Annotated in this window: 19 protein-coding genes and 2 pseudogenes; 12 read left to right on the top strand and 9 right to left on the bottom strand. The window is 67.7% G+C overall.

Features of this window, described 5'->3' with window-relative positions; all coding sequences use genetic code 11:
- Positions 1-11: 11 nt before the first annotated feature.
- Together ACZ59A_RS26915 and ACZ59A_RS26910 are read right to left on the bottom strand one after the other, a co-directional pair.
- Complete coding sequence (locus tag ACZ59A_RS26915; RefSeq protein WP_470963295.1) at positions 12-878, bottom strand: TRADD-N-associated membrane domain-containing protein; 867 nt, start codon at positions 876-878, stop codon at positions 12-14.
- Positions 879-1,316: 438 nt separating this feature from the next.
- The gene (locus ACZ59A_RS26910; RefSeq protein WP_470963292.1) at positions 1,317-2,702 is read right to left on the bottom strand and encodes a competence protein CoiA family protein; all 1,386 of its coding nucleotides are present in this window, start codon (positions 2,700-2,702) and stop codon (positions 1,317-1,319) included.
- A 407-nt stretch (positions 2,703-3,109) separates the two neighbouring features.
- Here ACZ59A_RS26910 and ACZ59A_RS26905 point away from each other — a divergent pair, with 407 nt between their 5' ends.
- Positions 3,110-3,934: a hypothetical protein gene (locus ACZ59A_RS26905; protein ID WP_470963289.1), complete on the top strand. Its 825-nt coding sequence runs from the start codon at positions 3,110-3,112 to the stop codon at positions 3,932-3,934.
- 105 nt (positions 3,935-4,039) lie between these two features.
- On the top strand, positions 4,040-4,372 hold the full coding sequence (locus ACZ59A_RS26900; protein ID WP_470963286.1) for a hypothetical protein: 333 nt from the start codon (positions 4,040-4,042) through the stop codon (positions 4,370-4,372).
- A 237-nt stretch (positions 4,373-4,609) separates the two neighbouring features.
- Here ACZ59A_RS26900 and ACZ59A_RS26895 read toward each other — a convergent pair whose 3' ends face one another.
- The 3 genes from ACZ59A_RS26895 to ACZ59A_RS26885 form a co-directional block, all read right to left on the bottom strand.
- Positions 4,610-4,768 (bottom strand): hypothetical protein, encoded by a 159-nt coding sequence (locus ACZ59A_RS26895; RefSeq protein ID WP_470963283.1) that lies wholly within the window; start codon positions 4,766-4,768, stop codon positions 4,610-4,612.
- 368 nt (positions 4,769-5,136) lie between these two features.
- Positions 5,137-5,280 carry a hypothetical protein gene (locus ACZ59A_RS26890; protein WP_470963280.1) on the bottom strand — a complete coding sequence of 48 codons (144 nt, stop codon included), beginning with the start codon at positions 5,278-5,280 and terminating at the stop codon, positions 5,137-5,139.
- A 427-nt stretch (positions 5,281-5,707) separates the two neighbouring features.
- Positions 5,708-6,727 (bottom strand): hypothetical protein, encoded by a 1,020-nt coding sequence (locus tag ACZ59A_RS26885; protein WP_470963277.1) that lies wholly within the window; start codon positions 6,725-6,727, stop codon positions 5,708-5,710.
- Between the two features lie 553 nt (positions 6,728-7,280).
- Between ACZ59A_RS26885 and ACZ59A_RS26880 the strand changes: the two genes are divergently transcribed.
- The 3 genes and pseudogenes from ACZ59A_RS26880 to ACZ59A_RS26870 form a co-directional block, all read left to right on the top strand.
- Positions 7,281-7,919: a helix-turn-helix domain-containing protein gene (locus ACZ59A_RS26880; protein ID WP_470963274.1), complete on the top strand. Its 639-nt coding sequence runs from the start codon at positions 7,281-7,283 to the stop codon at positions 7,917-7,919.
- Positions 7,920-8,060: 141 nt separating this feature from the next.
- Positions 8,061-8,174 (top strand): hypothetical protein, encoded by a 114-nt coding sequence (locus ACZ59A_RS26875; RefSeq protein ID WP_470964422.1) that lies wholly within the window; start codon positions 8,061-8,063, stop codon positions 8,172-8,174.
- Positions 8,150-8,623 (top strand): annotated as a pseudogene (locus tag ACZ59A_RS26870) (recombinase family protein); the annotation flags it as partial. The gene ACZ59A_RS26875 and the pseudogene ACZ59A_RS26870, both read left to right, overlap by 25 nt.
- Before the next feature lie 318 nt (positions 8,624-8,941).
- Here the strand turns inward: ACZ59A_RS26870 and ACZ59A_RS26865 are convergent.
- Positions 8,942-9,505, bottom strand: a complete 564-nt coding sequence (locus tag ACZ59A_RS26865) for a replication-relaxation family protein (protein WP_470964419.1) — start codon at positions 9,503-9,505, stop codon at positions 8,942-8,944.
- A gap of 259 nt (positions 9,506-9,764) precedes the next feature.
- Here ACZ59A_RS26865 and ACZ59A_RS26860 point away from each other — a divergent pair.
- Both ACZ59A_RS26860 and ACZ59A_RS26855 read left to right on the top strand, forming a co-directional pair.
- Positions 9,765-9,908: pseudogene (locus tag ACZ59A_RS26860) on the top strand (IS5/IS1182 family transposase); the annotation flags it as partial.
- Between the two features lie 377 nt (positions 9,909-10,285).
- Positions 10,286-10,918, top strand: coding sequence for a hypothetical protein (locus ACZ59A_RS26855; protein WP_470963271.1), 633 nt, complete (start codon positions 10,286-10,288; stop codon positions 10,916-10,918).
- 354 nt (positions 10,919-11,272) lie between these two features.
- Here ACZ59A_RS26855 and ACZ59A_RS26850 read toward each other — a convergent pair whose 3' ends face one another.
- Complete coding sequence (locus ACZ59A_RS26850) at positions 11,273-11,398, bottom strand: hypothetical protein (protein ID WP_470963268.1); 126 nt, start codon at positions 11,396-11,398, stop codon at positions 11,273-11,275.
- Positions 11,399-11,779: 381 nt separating this feature from the next.
- On the opposite strand from ACZ59A_RS26850, the gene ACZ59A_RS26845 reads away from it, so the two are divergent.
- The gene (locus ACZ59A_RS26845; RefSeq protein ID WP_470963265.1) at positions 11,780-12,154 is read left to right on the top strand and encodes a recombinase family protein; all 375 of its coding nucleotides are present in this window, start codon (positions 11,780-11,782) and stop codon (positions 12,152-12,154) included.
- Between the two features lie 41 nt (positions 12,155-12,195).
- On the opposite strand, the gene ACZ59A_RS26840 is transcribed toward ACZ59A_RS26845, so the two are convergent.
- Both ACZ59A_RS26840 and ACZ59A_RS26835 read right to left on the bottom strand, forming a co-directional pair.
- Positions 12,196-12,663, bottom strand: a complete 468-nt coding sequence (locus ACZ59A_RS26840) for a hypothetical protein (RefSeq protein WP_470963263.1) — start codon at positions 12,661-12,663, stop codon at positions 12,196-12,198.
- Positions 12,660-13,004, bottom strand: coding sequence for a hypothetical protein (locus ACZ59A_RS26835; RefSeq protein WP_470963261.1), 345 nt, complete (start codon positions 13,002-13,004; stop codon positions 12,660-12,662). The genes ACZ59A_RS26840 and ACZ59A_RS26835 overlap by 4 nt, the downstream gene beginning before the upstream one ends.
- A gap of 505 nt (positions 13,005-13,509) precedes the next feature.
- Between ACZ59A_RS26835 and ACZ59A_RS26830 the strand changes: the two genes are divergently transcribed.
- From ACZ59A_RS26830 to ACZ59A_RS26815, 4 genes are all read left to right on the top strand, one after another.
- On the top strand, positions 13,510-14,307 hold the full coding sequence (locus tag ACZ59A_RS26830) for a hypothetical protein (protein ID WP_470963258.1): 798 nt from the start codon (positions 13,510-13,512) through the stop codon (positions 14,305-14,307).
- Positions 14,308-14,425: 118 nt separating this feature from the next.
- Positions 14,426-14,716 (top strand): recombinase family protein, encoded by a 291-nt coding sequence (locus ACZ59A_RS26825; protein ID WP_470963255.1) that lies wholly within the window; start codon positions 14,426-14,428, stop codon positions 14,714-14,716.
- 267 nt (positions 14,717-14,983) lie between these two features.
- A complete protein-coding gene (locus ACZ59A_RS26820; protein WP_470963252.1) occupies positions 14,984-15,157 on the top strand; it encodes a hypothetical protein in 174 nt (57 codons plus the stop codon).
- A 670-nt stretch (positions 15,158-15,827) separates the two neighbouring features.
- Positions 15,828-16,040 (top strand): hypothetical protein, encoded by a 213-nt coding sequence (locus ACZ59A_RS26815; RefSeq protein ID WP_470963249.1) that lies wholly within the window; start codon positions 15,828-15,830, stop codon positions 16,038-16,040.
- The last annotated feature ends 146 nt before the right edge of the window (positions 16,041-16,186 follow it).

Here is a 16,186-nt window from a genome sequence, read left to right as displayed (position 1 = left end):
GCACACCAGGCCTATGGCTGGCCGGGTAGCCGGTCTTGCAACTGCTGTGCCAGACCGTTCACGCCCAAGGGAGCGTTAGACCCAGGTCCCGCCGCGATCGTCTGGACCAACCCCGCGACAACCTCGGCCCGCTTCTCATCGGACAGCCCTGTATCGGACAGTAACCTCTCTGCCGCCAGGTAGCGGGAGAACTCCAGCGGTTGATCAAAATACGCCTTGAGGTGATCAGCCGCAGATTGCTGGGACTTCACGAACGTCTTGCTGATAAAGCCAGCCAGCGCTGCCGAGACCGCCCCAAGTCCGCCCGTAACGATCGCGCCGGTCGTGTTGCTCACGTTCAAAGCCAGGACGACGAAAAGCACCAACAGTGCAAAGCCGACCACCATTGAGATCTGCGCGCTCACAAACGATCGCCGCGCCTGGTTCGTGGCAATCTCGTGGTAGAGGTCCAGTCGGCGATGAGTCAGCGACCACAACCGAGCCAGCGCCAGATCCCGCCGATCGTGTTGTGCCTCTGCCTCTTCCCGAGGCACCGAGGGGCCCCCGGGCGCCACGATTGCCGGTCCGGAGCGAGCAGCCAGAGCACCTTCCACTCCGCGCTCGGCCTCGCGAACACGCTCACGACCGGCGTCGATGGCTCGGTCGGCCTGACGCTGTTGCGCCCATGCGGTCAAAGCCGCGGCACCCGTAGCCACAACGGCTGTGGCTACACCCAGCCAGGCCGCCGAATCACCCTTCGTCAAGTCTTCGGAAAGCCGGGGGGCGACCCGCGCAATCGCTGCGATCGCGGCTCCGGCACCCACGGTGAAGCCGACCCAGCGACCGAGCCGTGTCAGCTGTGATGACGAGGAACTCTCCGGCGTCGGCTCATTACCCATAGTTGACCAGCATGGTCATCAAGCATCAGTACCGCCACAGGAACCACGGAATTGAGCGCCATCCGGCGGGCGCGGCTTGCGGGTCGCGTAGCGGGCGAACTTGAGCGCGGCCGACCAAGCGACCGTGACCCGCAGTTGCGCCGCTCAAGCTTCGATGACACTCGCTCAAGGTTCGGTGGCACGGGGCATGTAGGGTCTCGTGGCTCGTGTCCCATGACGACGCCGTGACCTGCGGCTTCTCACGGTGCCTCACGCAGTGTCCAGCCGTTCAGTCTCATGTCGTGTCCCGTCCTCCGCTCGCACGGATCGGCATGCGGATGCCTTCCTCCTCGCCGCGCTCCCCTTCTTGGCTGCCGTCTTCTGCGTCGCTAACCCGTGGTCGGCTCGGAGGAGTGTTCGGCGGCGGACCCTGGCACGTCACGCGTCGTGGCGCCGACCTCAGTACACGGTCAGCTGCTCGTGCTCCGGCAGGTCGAAGTGCGTGATCCGCCCACCCAGAACCTCGCCGAGCTGACGTGCCTCCTGGGCGTTACGGACGAAGACGCGTTGATGTGACAGCTGCGGCGAAAGGGAAACGAGGTCCGGGCACGGGCGCACGATCCCGTACAGGGCGGTGAACCGCCCCTGCGAGTACAGCGGAACGCCGTAGGCGAAGTGTGCGGCCATGCTGGGCTTCTCCGGGACCTCCACTCGCCGCTGCTCCTCGCGACAGGCCCGCTCAGCCACGGCGGCGAACAGCTCCTGGATCTGCTGCCGGGACAACCGGGCCCACCATGCCTTCGCCGTCTCCAGGGCCTGGCGCTCTTTCTCCTCCTGCTCGGCCTGTTCGCGCTGACGGTGTGCTTCCTCCTCCGCCCACCGCCGACGCATCTCCGCCATACGGACGCGGTGCTCCTCTTTCTGCACCTTCCGGAGGCGGGCGACCTCCTCCGCGCGGCGGAGCCTTTCCGCCTCCTCCAGCTCCTTGCGCCGAAGCTCGGCCTCGGCCTCCAACTGCTTCTTGCGGACCTCGCGCTCCTGCTTGATCTTCTCCTGACGCTGGCGCATCTCCTCATGCTCGGTCTGGGCGCGGACTGACTGCCGGGAGGTCCACCACAGATCCCGCCTGAACACCCAGTGCTGGTCGTCGATGACCCGGACCACCCGCCGGTAGCGCGGCAGGCTCCTGCAGGGTGCGAGCTGCCCGTGCAGCACCCACCGGACGAACTGCTGTAACTCCTCCTCCCGGAAGGCCCAGCCGCCCGCGGCGAAGTCGAAGCCCGCCACCCCGTCGTCCACCACCCAGGGCTGTTCCCTCGTCTCCGGGGCGCGCACTCGCACCGCCGGCACCGCCCCCATCCACTGCGGCGGCTTCTTGTGCGGACAGACCCAGCACACCCCGATCCTTTCGCCCCGGTAGCGCGCGGTCCGGGCCCGGATGTCCTCCACCGTGATCGGGGACAGCTGCGCCTCCCAGGCCATGCGCTGCGCGCCGTCCGGGGAAGACGCCATGACATCCGCTCGCCATGAACCGTCCTCGGCCGGGACTTCGAGCTCGGCGTACCATCCGGCGGCGCGGATCGCGCCCGCCAGCTCCAGCTTGAGCATGTGGTGTTCCCACGATTCGTTCGACAGCTCGCACGAAGGTGGCCGCCCCGGGTCGTGGCAGAAGAACCGCACGCCATAGCGGGAGACCTTGGCGTGGACGCCCCAGGCGCATTCAGGGCAGGTGAGCGGGACGCGGGGCCGAACCTTATGGAGCCGGGCCCATTCCATCCCACATCCGAGATCCAGCAGGGTGGCATCGAGGCGGCCAGTGTCGGGGTGCAGCGCGGTGAAGGGCATGAATCGCATCTCCTGGCGATCCGACGCGTATCGCGGCTTATCTGTCAGGACACCAGATAGCAGGCGGCACTGACAGTGCCCTTCCGGTCGTTCGATCCCACGCACGGGGAGGCGTAGCGGTAGTCGATCGCCTGCAGTTGGGCCGGTGGCCCGGGCAGCATCACCGAGGTGGAAGCCTCACGCGACCCAAAGATTTTTGCGCGCGGAGGAAAGATGAACCAGGCGACGTCCGACTGCCCAACGGCACGCCGACCCACTTACAGGACATCTGAATGTGCGTCTTACACGGTAATCCACATAGCCATAGAACCTAGGAATCTACATTGGACTACCAACCGTCAAGTCAGCGGAGCTGACTGCGGAAACCAGATGCCCAACTGCCGTTACTTCATGCGATGATGGACAGCATGACGGTGACCGAGAAACAGGCGACAGAGCCCGGGCTGGAGGCCGACGACCCCTCCATGCCCATGACCCAGGAGCGCACAATCGAGCTGCTCCTGAAGCGCTCGAAGCGCGCGAACAGGACGGTGCCGATCAGGAGGGCCTTCCTCCAGGTCGGGAAAGCCCCCGATACCGCGCACGGAGCCCTGCGGTCCCTGGTCGCCAGTCGGCAGGAGCGCGCCCTGGACCTGTACTTGCTGGTGGCCGCGGTCACCGGCGGGGGTGACTACTCGGTGACCGACTGGTCCGCGACGTGGGCCAGGACCATCGGCATCTTCGACGAGAAGACCGGTGCGTCCGCGGTCTCCCGGGCGTGGAAGGCCCTGAAGGAACTGGACCTCATCACCACGGCCCGTGGGAAGGGCCGGCGGACCACAGTCACCAAGCTCCTCGAGGACGGATCGGGCGAGGTCTATGAGCCGCCTGTGACCGATACGCCGTACCTGCAGCTGCCCTTCGAGTACTGGGAGCGCGGTCTGCACACGTCCCTGTCGCTCCCCGGCAAGGCGATGTACCTGATCGCTCTCGCCCAGCGCAAACCCGGCAAGGTGCCCAAGTTCCCGCTCGCCCACGCCAGGATCAGCCAGTGGTACGGCCTGGCCGAGCGGACCGTCGCCAACGGCATCAGGGACCTGATCGACAACGGTGTTCTGGAGCAGAGCGGCTCCGAGGTCTACGAGACCCTCGCCGTTCCCTCGGGCCGGGCCTCCCGGCCCCTCTACGCCCTCCGGCACCCGTTCCACCACCGCGGGCTGCCCACGCCCGCCCCCAAGGACACCTCCGAGTAACAGCTCGGAGGGAAACGAGACCGCACCGCCCCGACAGGTTTCACGGGCCAGAAGGGGCGGCGCGGTCCCCACCGCCGACCAGGTCGGCAGAACAGGAGGTGGGCGATGCCCACCACGAATGAGAACACCCGGAACCATCCTCTCGCGCCTCGGCGCAGGCGGACCACCGGGTTCCTGATCGTCCTGGTGATCCTGTGGGCGATCAAGCCCGAGTTCGTCGAGGCCTTCTCGATGTGGATCAGCATCACCGGGGCCATCGTCTCCCTCCCCGCCTTCCGGAAGGAGACCACGCGCGTGCCTCACTCCGAAGGCACCGAGCAGAAGGGGATGCCGTTCCGCGAGAAGCTCGTCACGCTCATGCGTCAGAGCGCGATGTCCTGTCTCACGCGGGCGAACTGGTGGAACGGCGTCATCAGGTTCCGACGGCGCATCGCCTGAGCCAGGCCCCGAATGACGCGGGCGCTCCAGCGGCGGAGACACGGGAGACGTGCGGCTGGGGCTGTTTGCCGTAGAAGCGGATCATGGGCCCTGTCGCGAAGCTGAAGGCCTGATCACGAAACTGTCGGAAGGGTCGGCCTGGGAATCCAGGCCGAGCCTTCCGACATCCGGGCCCGGAGATCCGGGCTTGGGCAAGAGTTGACCAGCGACAGACGACGATCATCGTGGCCGCGACGGTCAATCCTCGCTACGCGGCCCGGTGCCGGGCGGCTGGCCCCGGTCGCGGCGCTGGCGGAGCTTCTGCGCCGCCCAGCTGGCGGCGGTGAGAGCGAGTGCGGTGGCTATGCTGCCGAGGAAGTTGGGCAGAGCGTCGCGCAGGATCTCGTACACAGGCATGCCGACGCGCCGAGGGGGCCCGATCGCGCGTCTGCTCCTTCGAGTACGTCTGGTTCCTATGCGTGTTGTGGCACCCGCTCCGGCCCCGCGAGCGTGTCGGACATCGCTCCCGGTACGCCCATTCGTACCGGCAGCGCCGTGCCGAGGGCAGTCTGCCCGACTGGCCGCCGGGAGCGGGCGGGTTCGACGTTTTATCCGCTTACAGCCGGAAGAGCACGGAACCTTCCGGACCCGGCCCGGCACCGGTTGCCTCAGTGTGCGGTGGCTGTGGCGTTCTGGCGGCCCTTGGTCGCAGGGGCGGTCAGCGTTCGATGCGGTAACAGGTGATGAGGGCCCGTCGGAGTCGACGGGCCCCGCATGAAGGGCCCTTACGCGGCCCCGTCGCCGGGCGGCTGGTCCCGGTTGCGGTGCTGGCGGAGCTTCTGGGTGGCCCAACTGGCGGCAGCGAGCGCGAGCGCGGTGGCCACGCCGCCGAGGAAATTGGGCAGGGAGTCACGCAGGATCTCGTACACGGGCAGGTCGACGCGCCTTTGGGCCCGATGCGCGTCGTACTCCTTCTCCCGGCGTACGGCTCGAAGAGCGGCACCCCACCCGCGGGCCCCGGGCGTTAGCGGAGCAACTCGGTGGAAGGGCGAGTTGCCTGGTGCTCGGGGCGACGATGCCCGGTCGGCGGCCCGGTGACACCCTGTCAGTGATTTTATCCTTTTTGTGTGATGTGGTCATGATCGCGGCTCACGGGTCGCGCCGCCGAGGGGCCGTCTCACTTGTTAGACCCAACAGGAGTAACTGGGTGAATCGGGGAGGTGTGGTTACAGCCACGCCCCGGGGGCTGGCGACGAAATCTCCGAACCCCGGCCGTGACCCCAGCGACGACGAGGGCGGCGGCGAGGCTTCCCAGGAACTCGGGCAGGGTCGCCAGGAGCAGCTCCATGACGGTGTTCATGAGGCGGCTCCCGCAGTGGCGGGGCCGATCGCGGCGCGCTGCTGCTGGAACTGCAGACCGAGCCTGCGGAGCTTGCGCATCACCCGCTGCCCGAGCTGTTCTGGGAAGCCGGCGCTGACGGCGGCCTCCGTCCACGAGCCGCCGTTCAGGGCATAGGCGTGCGCCACCTGCTGCTCATCCTTCTTCAGTCGGCCGAGCACCCTGATGGCGTCGCTCCTCTCCGGAGCCCAGGGCAGGGCTTCATCGTCGATCCGGTATGAGCCGCCGACGATCGTGAGCAGTGTCTCGCCGGAGGGCAGGCGGTAGTCCAGCATCCACACCCGGCCAGGCCCGGTCTTCCTCTCCCACAGAGGCATCAGATGCCGGTGCACGGTGCGGGGCTCCCGCCTCAGATGGTGCAAAGTGCGATCATCTCCCGAGGACAGAGCATCGAGGGCGTCCACCCAGTCACCGAGCAGCGCCATGGACACGGCCTCCAGCCACTCCTCGTCGGCCCGGTCAATCCCGAGGTACTTCCGGGCGAACCGGGCAACCACCGGCTTCCAGTCGCCCAGCCCTGCGCTCGTCAAGATGGCCTGCCGCGCCTGCAGCGCCTCATCCACGGCCTGCTGCGCTTCGGCGCGGACCTGGGGATCGGGGTCGAGCAACGCCAGGCGGCCAAGGGCGATGAACGCCTTGCCCAGGAGCTCGACCTCATAGAAAGGAATCGCGCCCCTCGGAGCGTGCGGCGCAAGCCGACGCTCAACGAGCTGGACCAAGTCGGCACGGCTCAGTTTCGCCGCAGCCGTCGTGATGCGCATGAGTTCGGGGAGGCTGGCGCTGATGGTCGTCGGCCACGAGCGCAGCGAAGTCCTGCGGGGGGTGGCCCGCCGGTGGAGTGCTGGGGCTTGGCGGACCCTGTGCGCGCCCAGCACGAGGAAGGTGCGGTCGAACTCCCTCATGAAGCACTGGAACTTGGGGCGCCGCTGGAAGGTGACTGGAGCGCGCCGGTGTGTCCTCGGGGAGAAGGTGCTCATGGGTGCCTCCTGGGTTTCGGTCTGTGAGCTTCCATCTCTCGGGCTCGGGACGGCGGCGATCTGTCAAAGAATCTCGCATTCTTCCCTGCGACTGCGATCATGTCGGATAAGCCGAGTCTCGTTATCCGACGCGACGGGCCGGGACGCCGTTGCGGACTGGGCACCCGGCTGTTTCATAGGTGGTGTTCGACCAATCGGATGACCCACGTCGTCACTGCACGGGCAGTGCCGGACGCGGCGCCTCGCACTGCATGGTCGAGGAGACGCATGCGGGAGCTCTGAGATGTCGGCCTGGCGGCTTCGTGGGGTGGACCGGGCTGCGCCGGAAGGCTCCCCTGGCCCGATTGGTTCTCACGGGTACGGTTGGCCATGACTCTCCCTTGTTCACGCAGGTGGGGTGTCGCGGCCCGTCGGGGGCGACCAACCAATCCGACGGGCCGTTTTGCTATGGGCCATGCCATCATTCGGTAGCTGCCCGCTGGACATTCTGGAGACAATGCGGGTCCACCCGCGTCCACGCGGGAGTTGACGGGACCATAGATAGGGTGCAGGTATGGCGAACCGCCGTCGTCCGATCGATCCGAACCATCCGTTAGGAGCCCTCGCTGCACGGTTGAGGCAGCTGCAGATCGAGGCGATCGCACGGGCGGGTGGCACCAGGGCTGCGGCGCAGATCTCGCCCTCAGGCATCGCTGGTTCATCCCAGTGGCACACAAGCGAGTCATCCATCTACGCGGCGCTCAGCGGTACGCGGCTGCCATCGACAGACACACTGTGCGCCATGGTCGAGGCGTGGGCAGTGGGCGGTGCGCGGGATATACCCGAGTGGTTGCGGTTGCGGGAAGCCACGGGATCCGAGCTAGCCCTTGTACGCCCCCGCGAACGCGAGATCACATACCAGACTCCACCGAGGAAGCGTTCCGAGAGGAAGGACCCCGCGTTGGAGGAGTTCCAAAATCGGCTGCGCTCTCTCCGCTTGGAGGGCGATATGGCGATACGAGAGCTTGCTGCGCGTGCGTCGCTGTCAAAGAGCACAGTGCATAACGCGGAGGCGGGTCCAGGCGTAGCTTCTCGGCGCACCACTTCGATCTTGTTGGAGGCGCTCGCAGTAGGCAATGACGTCCGGCGAGAGGTGTTGGATCTCTGGATGCGAGCGGCGCCTTGGGAGCCAGTGGCCCCCGCTGTTCCATAGGTGGTCGCTGATGAAACATCCTGCCGCGTACCGATCATGCTGCACGTTTCTTGTTTCATGGGTCGTTCCAAATGGGCTGGCATTTGAAACAGTGATCGCGTGAGCGACGACTACCAGCGCGTTGAAGCGCACGACTGCCCCATGTCCACCTGCGCCGCCCCGGCGGGCTCCCCGTGCCGTACGACCAAGGGTCGGTGGCGATCCAGTACCACACCGCCCGCTTCCGGCTCGTGCCCTCGCTGGCGAAGGCGCTGAACGTTGCCGTCCCCGCAGTACGGAAGCCCGGCACGCCCTGGGTGCAGTTGCCGCGCCCGGCCGGGGCCGGCGCCGAACCGGTCGGCCACGTCCGCATCGGCTACGCCCGCGCATCGACCGCCCGCCAGTCGCTCGACTCCCAGCTCGACTCCCTCGCGGCGGCCGGGGTCACCCGGGTCTTCTCGGAGAAGATCTCGACCCGCGCCACCAAGCGCCCGGAGCTGGAGGCCGCGGTTGCCCTCGCCCGCGAGATCCGCTCCTCCGGTGTCGCCGTGACTCTCGTCGTGCACGAGCACAAGCGCCTCGGTCGAGGCATCGACCTCGCCACGCTCGCGGAGGAGCTGCGCGCCGGCGACATCGGCCTGGAGTTCCTCACCGGCGAACTGCAGGGCAGCCACGACCCGGGCGGCGCCGTCTTCACCGTGCTCGCCGCCCTGTCCGGCATGGAGCGCGAGTACATCCGGGACCGCACCCTGGAGGGCCACGAGTCGGCCCGGACCCGGGGCAAGTCGATCGGCGGAGCCAGCGTCACCGACGATGCCATGCTCGCCATAGCGCTGCAGCTGCGCGAGCAGGAGATGAGCCTGCGGGACATCGCGGCCAAGCTCGTCATCACGGGCCGGGCCTGCTGCTTCAGTGCCACGTACAGTTCCATGGACCACCGGAGCCTGCGCCAGGAATCGACGAGCAGTGCAGCTCAACCCCTGTTAGGTCCTTTAGACCCAACAGGTCCAACCGGTGACCCGGCGGCCCGGTGCCGCAGGGAGTCACGAGACCAGGCGGGGCACCTCACCGTCGGGCTGGCCGATGCCGCGCCACCGCCACCGGTCGAACGGGAGCCGCTGCAGCATGGGCAGCGGGGCGTAGTCGATCCGGATGCCGATGCCGTGGATCCGCCGCGCCAGCTGCGCAGCCCGCTGATTCAGCGACACCTCGTTCCCGTTGGCCAGGATGAGCCGGACCACGGGGAAGCGTTCGCTGCGGGGGTACCGATCGCGCCACAGCCACTTCGTCGTGCCGATCGTGCCGCGCGCGCCCTCCTTGTAGGTGGCCTGGCTGTACGCCTCATACGCGTACAGCTTCCCCACGAGCCGGGACATCGACATCGTGAAGCGGTCGACCTCGACCAACTCGACCTCGGCGCCCCGGCCGGGCCGGTACAGCACCGCGTCGGAGATCACGCCGCGCACCTTGTCGATGGTGTGGGCGACCTCGACGTCCCAGTCCATGAGAACCGCGCCCCACCGCACCAGGGTCTCGGTGACGGCCAGGCCGTGCTCGGCGAGGCCAGCGGCTATTACCTTCTCTCCTGTCGCTGCGTTCGGACGGATCGGGACGTCACCGCTCTAGTGCCGCGTCAGCCAAGGTTCACCCCGCTGGCCGCCCTGGCACGGCCATCTGCGGCGTTGCCGAATCGACCGAGTAGGCCCGCTACGAGGCCGATCCGGCGCCTTGCAGCTGACCGCACCAGGACGGCTCGCTACCGGGCAAACCTTGACTGACGCGGCACTAGTGAGCGGCCCGCTGCCCCGCCGACGTCAGGTGCCATACCTTGCTGCGGCCGGACTTGGGTGAGCAATAGTCCACGAGTTCCGCCGACGCAACCTCGTCGAACGCTGCTCCAACCAGCTCAAGGGCTTCCGCGGCATCGCCACCCGATACGAAAAGACCGCCACCTGCTACGAAGCAGCGGTCACACTCGCATCACTCCTGCTCTGGGCAAGATCCGTTTGAAGACGGGTCCTAGAACGCGCGCGTCAGCCCAGAGCAGTCCCCACACGCCTCACACAGATCTCACAGACTGTACGGACTGCCCTGGACTGTGAGGCTCCAACCTGGACTGATATGGGATTATCCCAGACCAACTGGACCCTCATGGACGGCTTTTACCACCTGTGCCATGTGGTACCGAGGGCCGGACCCTTCCCTGGCGACCGTCATGCGGCTGCTGCGCGAGTACGACGAACGCGTGGCCGCCGGGCAGCCCATGGCCGCGCTGGAAGCCGCTGAGAGCTGCTGAGAGCCGTCTAGGGAACCAACGGGCCCCCAGAACACGCGTACGGGTAGCCACCGTTGGAACCTCGCAGGCTGGTTGCGGTGTCCCGGTGCACATGAACGATGCACTTCTCAACGCGGTGCCCGGCGCGGTCGGTGCCGTGGTTCTCCTGTTCCTCGGAGCGTGGGAGAACGACAGACGTACTCGACGGACGGAGGCCCGTAAGGAAGCCGCGGCGGACCGGGCCGCGCTCGAAGCGCAGGCCAACGAATTCGTGGCGGTGGCGGTAGCGCTGAAGGTGGCGGGCGTCGCCCATGACCATCTGTGGGGCGGATGGAGGGCGAGGGGGATGGTCCTCTTGCGGGCACTGGTCGGGGGAAGCGCGGCCTACGCCGGGTCTCCGCGGCGGGGGTCCGCGGGAGTGATGGCGGCCAACCAGGCGGTGGCCGCCGTGATCGGCCAGTGGGATCAGGGAAGTGCGGCGTCGGCAGAACGGCTGGCGGCACCCCTCGGCCGTCTGGGGGCGGCCGTCGCGCCGCTGATGAGGCGCCAGGAGCCGGGACTCGCGGCGGCCGTAGAAGAGGTGTTCACGGCAGTCGGCGAGAGCTACGCGGACGAGGAGCGGATCACCCGGGCCCTGACGGAGTTCCACGAAGCGCTGCGCCCGGCCCTGGAACCTCCGGCCCCTCCCCGGCAATGGTGGCCACTGCGCCGCAGGAACAGCGGGCACGGACCGCAGGCGAGTTAGCCCAGGGCGCAGACGGCGAGCCTGGACGGGTCCTGTGATGCAACTCACAGGTCAGCCGTACTGTACTGAGGGCCGCGAGACGGGCGAAGGCGTTCCGCCGTAGAGCCTTAAGAGACAAGGGGCAGGTATGGTTGGCCCCGGCGACATGTTGCATAACTGAGATTGTCTATGTACTTCGATAGTCGCCCGCGTGCAGATCGCCCAGGTCAGAGCACGCAAAGAGGCCCGGAACCGGTGGCCTAGACCGGAACCGAGCCTCCTGCCGTTACCGAGCCCGGTCGACCAACCAGCGACCGGGCTCGCTGCATGTCCAGCGGCGCGGTCGTCTCCCGGACCTGGGGTGGGCACTCAGATTCACTGAGTGAACTGTCCCACCAGCGCGATGATCGCCACCAATAAGCTCGCTACCTCGACGGAGAGCGTGAGCCATTCGTAGGTGCTCCGCTTCTCCGTACTGCGCTTGCCCAGGGGGACGCTCACAGCACCACCTCACCTTCTTCTCGGTCCGGCATCTGACGGTCAGACACCGGGGGCTCGTGAACTGCGCTCGTATGTGGCGCAGTTCGAGGAGAAGCTGGTGAAGCGAACATGATGCTACCGGTACCGGCGTACTTCGCCTCGACGGACGTCCCGAGTCAGAGTGGTGCCTCGGAGAGGCGCTACAGGCGCCGTCCCCGTACCGGTGTGCCCGCGTGCTGGTCCTGGCCCGCCGCGCGACCCACCGAGGACGACGTTGCCCGCCGGTTCTGGGACGGCATGGACACCACGGGCTATAGCGCAAGCGTCCTGGAACTCCTGCAGGAAGCCGCGGACGCTCGGGACCCCGAGGCTGCGTCATTTGCGGGGAGACCGGCCGCCGCTATGGGACGACAGCGCCGCCGCTGGCCTCACCTGAACAGCGCCGGACGATGCGGGTCAGCCCCAATTAGCCCTACTCCGCCGCGGCCGCCGCATCAAGGGGAGAAAGGCCAGTACGCCTACGGCGCCCCGCCGTACGGCTGGACCGCCCTCAAGAAGGAGCTGACCGAGGAGGAGATGGAGCAGGCCGGCCGCGCTCGCGCCCGCCAGTTGCGCGACGAGGACGAGCTGTCGTACCGCGAGATCGCCGCCGTGCTGGAGGCCGAGGGCATCCGACCGAAGCGCGGGGAGCGGTGGCACCCGGAGACCGTCCGCCGGATGCTCGCCAACACTGCCAACCAGCCGCCGACCCTGCGAAAGCGCCAGCGCACCGCGTAGGGGTGCCGGTACCCAGGATCCACGGACCGGCCACCGTGATCTCACCGGCGGCGCTCCCGGTATGCCTTCTGACGGCATGCGTTCGAACAGTACTGGCGGGGGCGGCCACCTGCCCCACCCGATGGGCCCCTAAAGCCCTTGGGGGGGTAGCGGTGGCCGCACTGGCGGCACTCAGGGGCGAACATCTCCTCCAGCCGCCATTCCCGGAGCAGGGCACGCAGACCTTCGTCGATCAGCAGAGTCTGCCCGTCGGTGTCGAGATACTCCCGCATGGTTAGGGCTCGCGATGGATGGCGTAGAGCCGATGCCCCCAGGCTGACCAACTGGCGTGCCCTCTCCGGCGTCACGCCGAGCTTCTCGCCGATCACGTCAGCGGACGCACCGTAGAGCACCCAGGCCAGGAATGCCTTGGCTTGCCGCAGGGAGATCGACCTCAGTGCCTCGTCGAGCCCGGCGACGCGCTCCACCCGGGGGCGAGGTTCGGTATGGCCCCGCCAGAACCCGCTCACGGCTCCTCCCGCTGGGCCAGAGGGCCGCCACCGGCTGTCTCACCCCGGACCAGGAGCACAGCCGGCACAACTGGCGGCTCCGTGTGCGGGTCTTCTTCGCGCGGTTGCGGCAGCGCGGGCGGCGGCGTCGGCTTGCCCCATGGCAGGAGCCCGCACAGCGCAGATATCACGTGAGCCAGTCCCAGCAGGGCGACCGGGAGATCGACCCGGTCGACCCGGCGCAGCACGGACCACGCCATGGCCGCGACGAGCAGCAGCATGACCACCAGTACGGCAACGACGCAGAGCGCCAGCGAGACCGGCACGCCGAACACGGTGCCGGGAGCGAGAGCGGACAACAAGGTGGGAGCCTCCGGGAACAAAAACGGCCCCCGGAGCATGGCTCCGGGGGCCTGGTCGGAAACGCAAAAGGCCCCCACTTCTCAACCGAGAAGGAGAGCCTCAAACAGCAAAGGGACGCACGAATGGCGTCCCGAGAGGGAGCTTCTCACACCTCGTGACCCCTCGTCAAACTGCTTGTTTCCGCAGGTCCTGGAGTTGTGGGGGAGAGGGTGAAGAGTTTCGTAACGGCGAGCCCCGTCTGGCCTTCATGCTGAACACTTTTGTTGGACGCCCGGAAGTCGACTCAGCCTGGCGTGCCGCCGCCACGCCACACCTGTCCACGAACTGATCGGTTCATAGACATCTCAACGGAACTGACTCCGACGACGAGGACTAGGTGGAGACGCGGCCGCCAGGTCGCCGCCGACTGGGCAACGGGCCAGAGACGGGCCGTCGCTGGGCTGACGTGAGAGACCGGTGACCATAAGTGTCCATGGCGCCCCACGGTACTGAAATCGTCGAGCCATGGACCTCCGCGCGATTGCCGAGGAGACCGTGGCAGGGCTCCTCGTCGGGTTTCTGCTGGCGCTCTCCCGCTGGGCGTACGCCCGCTGGGGCCCCGCCCCGCGCACGACTTCCCCCGTCCCTTCCGCCTCGATTGCCAGGGAGCACCGCCCGATGGGCCGATCCGGACACATCACCCCGCCCGACTTGCCGTACGGCCCTCACCGCGAGCTGGTGGAACTCATGCACCGCCTCCTCGTCCGGTCCGGCCTGAGCGGCCGGGCCGCAGCCAAGGCGGCCCGCCTCGCGCACGGCACCTTCCAGAAGGCGCTCAGTCAGCCGGAGCTGCCCACCCTGCACACGACCATGGCCATCGTCCTGAACCTGGCTGCCGCTGCTAGCGAGCAGCGCCTGGACGCGCTCGATGGCGAAGCCCGGGACCTGTGGCGGCGCGCGGACGAGGCGGCGGCCGGCCCGGATCCGATCGAGACGGCGGCCCGGAAGATGTGGACCGGCATGATGCAGGGAACCGAGTGGGGGCTGCTGCCCGAGCTCCCCTATGAGATCTATGACGCGCTGAGTAAGGCCGTCGACTGGCAGCTGGAATACCGGCACGGCCGCGTCACGGTATGGATCGAGGTGCCGGACTGGGACACGGAGGAGATTCTCAACGACGGCGAGTCGTCCTGGATGGAGACTGTCTCGCACACGCTCAGCCGGAACGTTGGGAAGCTCGTCGACGTAGGGGCGATCGTCGTGTACTACGGAGACGAGCACGAGTCGGAGCGTACCGACAACGCTGCTGTCAGTCGCGCCTGACCCTGCACACTCAGCCCCGGTCGGACCTATTAGATCCAACAGGTCCGACCGGGGCTGACGTGTGCTTTCTCAGCTGGGCGGCGGGTCGAGTCGCCACCTGGACTGGGAGTGCCGAGGGATGGAGCAGGCCTGGCCGCCTCCGCGCGACGAGCTGTCCTACCGCGAAATCGCCGCCGCCCTGGAGGCTGAGGGCATCCAGCCGAAACGAGGGGCGCGCTGGCACCCGGAGACCGTCCGCCGGATGCTCACCAACACCACCGACCAGCCGCCGACCCTGCGCCGTCGGCCTCACCTGACGCTCCGCAACCACCCAGCTCGGCCCCGGTCGGACCTGTTAGCCCCAACAGGTCCGACCCCTTGGGTCGCCACCGGTTCGGTCGAAGCTGAGGGCAGACCGGGCTCGTGGTGAAGAAGGCCGTGGTCAACGTTGATCACGGTCGGGCAGGCGCGGCCTGCTGTTCGTCAAGGGGACGGAGCAGATGACCGTCCAAGTCGGCGGCGGGCGACATCGGGCGCGAGGCCACTCGCGAGCCCGATGGCCTGACCGAGAACCTGGACCGCCTGTCGCGCGAGTTGGTTGTGCAGGAGGCGGCCCTGGTCCAGATGTGGCAGCACGGCGGCCGCGCGTTCATGGCCGACCAAGGCAAGATCCTGCCCGCCCTCTCCCGAGGACCCGATGCGCACTGCCATGCGCCAGATGATGGGCATCTTCGGGCAGCTCGACTGCGGCATGATCGTGGCCAAGCTCCGCCGCGGCCGCCGCATCAAGCGGCCGCCGCATCAAGGGGAGAAGGCGAGTGCGCGTACGGCGCCCCACCACACGGCTGGCAGGCCCACAAGAAGGAGCTGACCGAAGAGGAGATGGAGCAGGCCGCGCTCGAGCCCGCCGGGCTCCGTGATGAGGACGAGCTGTCGTACCGCGAGATCGCTGCGGTGCTCGACTCCGGAGGGCATCCGGGCCCAAGCGGGGTCAGCGGTGGCGCCCGGAGACCGTGCGGCCGACGCTCGCCAACACCGCTGCCCGTCCGCCGACATCGCGAAGTCGGTAGCGGTACGCGGGAGGCGCCATGCTGTGCGTCGGCGGCAAGTTCGGCGAGTAGCTCGAGATGGAGTTCATCATCCAAACAGAGCCGAAAGCCCCAAAGAACAACACTCGATGGGCAGTACATCGTGTGATTTGGAGCACAGCCTTACAGTTGCGTGTGCGAGTCGCGAACTGGCTGTGACCTGCGCTTTTTGACGAATGTAGCGCGAAGGCAAGGGGTCGAAGAACACGATACCGGACGGTGCAAACCACGTTCCCCCGGAGCGCAGTACGCACCCCGGTACCCGGCCCAACCGGGTACGGAGTGCCCGCTCGCTGTCGACGCCGCCCAGTACGGTTGTGGCTACCGAAACGCCCTTCGGTGACATGACGAAGGGAGACCCCTGCGCGGTCCTTGCTTTGCCGGCTGGCCGCGCGGAGGTCTCCCTCTCGTGTCGTCGAGGCGGCCCGTCCTGCTGTAAGGAGAACTGACCGAGTGACGCCCCTCGACCGTACCCCAGGCGCGACCCCGCAGCCCAGCTCCGCTCCGCTCAGGTGGCTGACGGTCCTGACCGGACTCGTATCCATCGTCGGGGTCGTCGTCCTGTCCCTGACCCACAACACAGAAGCCGCAGCCGCCGTCGGGAGTATCGGCACGGCTGTCACCGCCATCGGTGGCGTGCAGCTGGGCATGCGCAATCGCCAGTGAGAGCCTTACGGCCCGCAGGTCCGGAGCTTTATCTGATCAAGATGTAGGCCGGTGGGAAGATCAGATCCGTGCGGAACGCATCCGGACCCGTCGAGGTTGTGTTCCTCGGCTCCTCCCCGCAGAGGTTCACCTGAAGGCCCGGGCTC

The sequence above is a fragment of the Streptomyces sp. NPDC040405 genome, from assembly GCF_055595765.1.
This window is presented reverse-complemented; position numbering and strand designations above follow the sequence as displayed.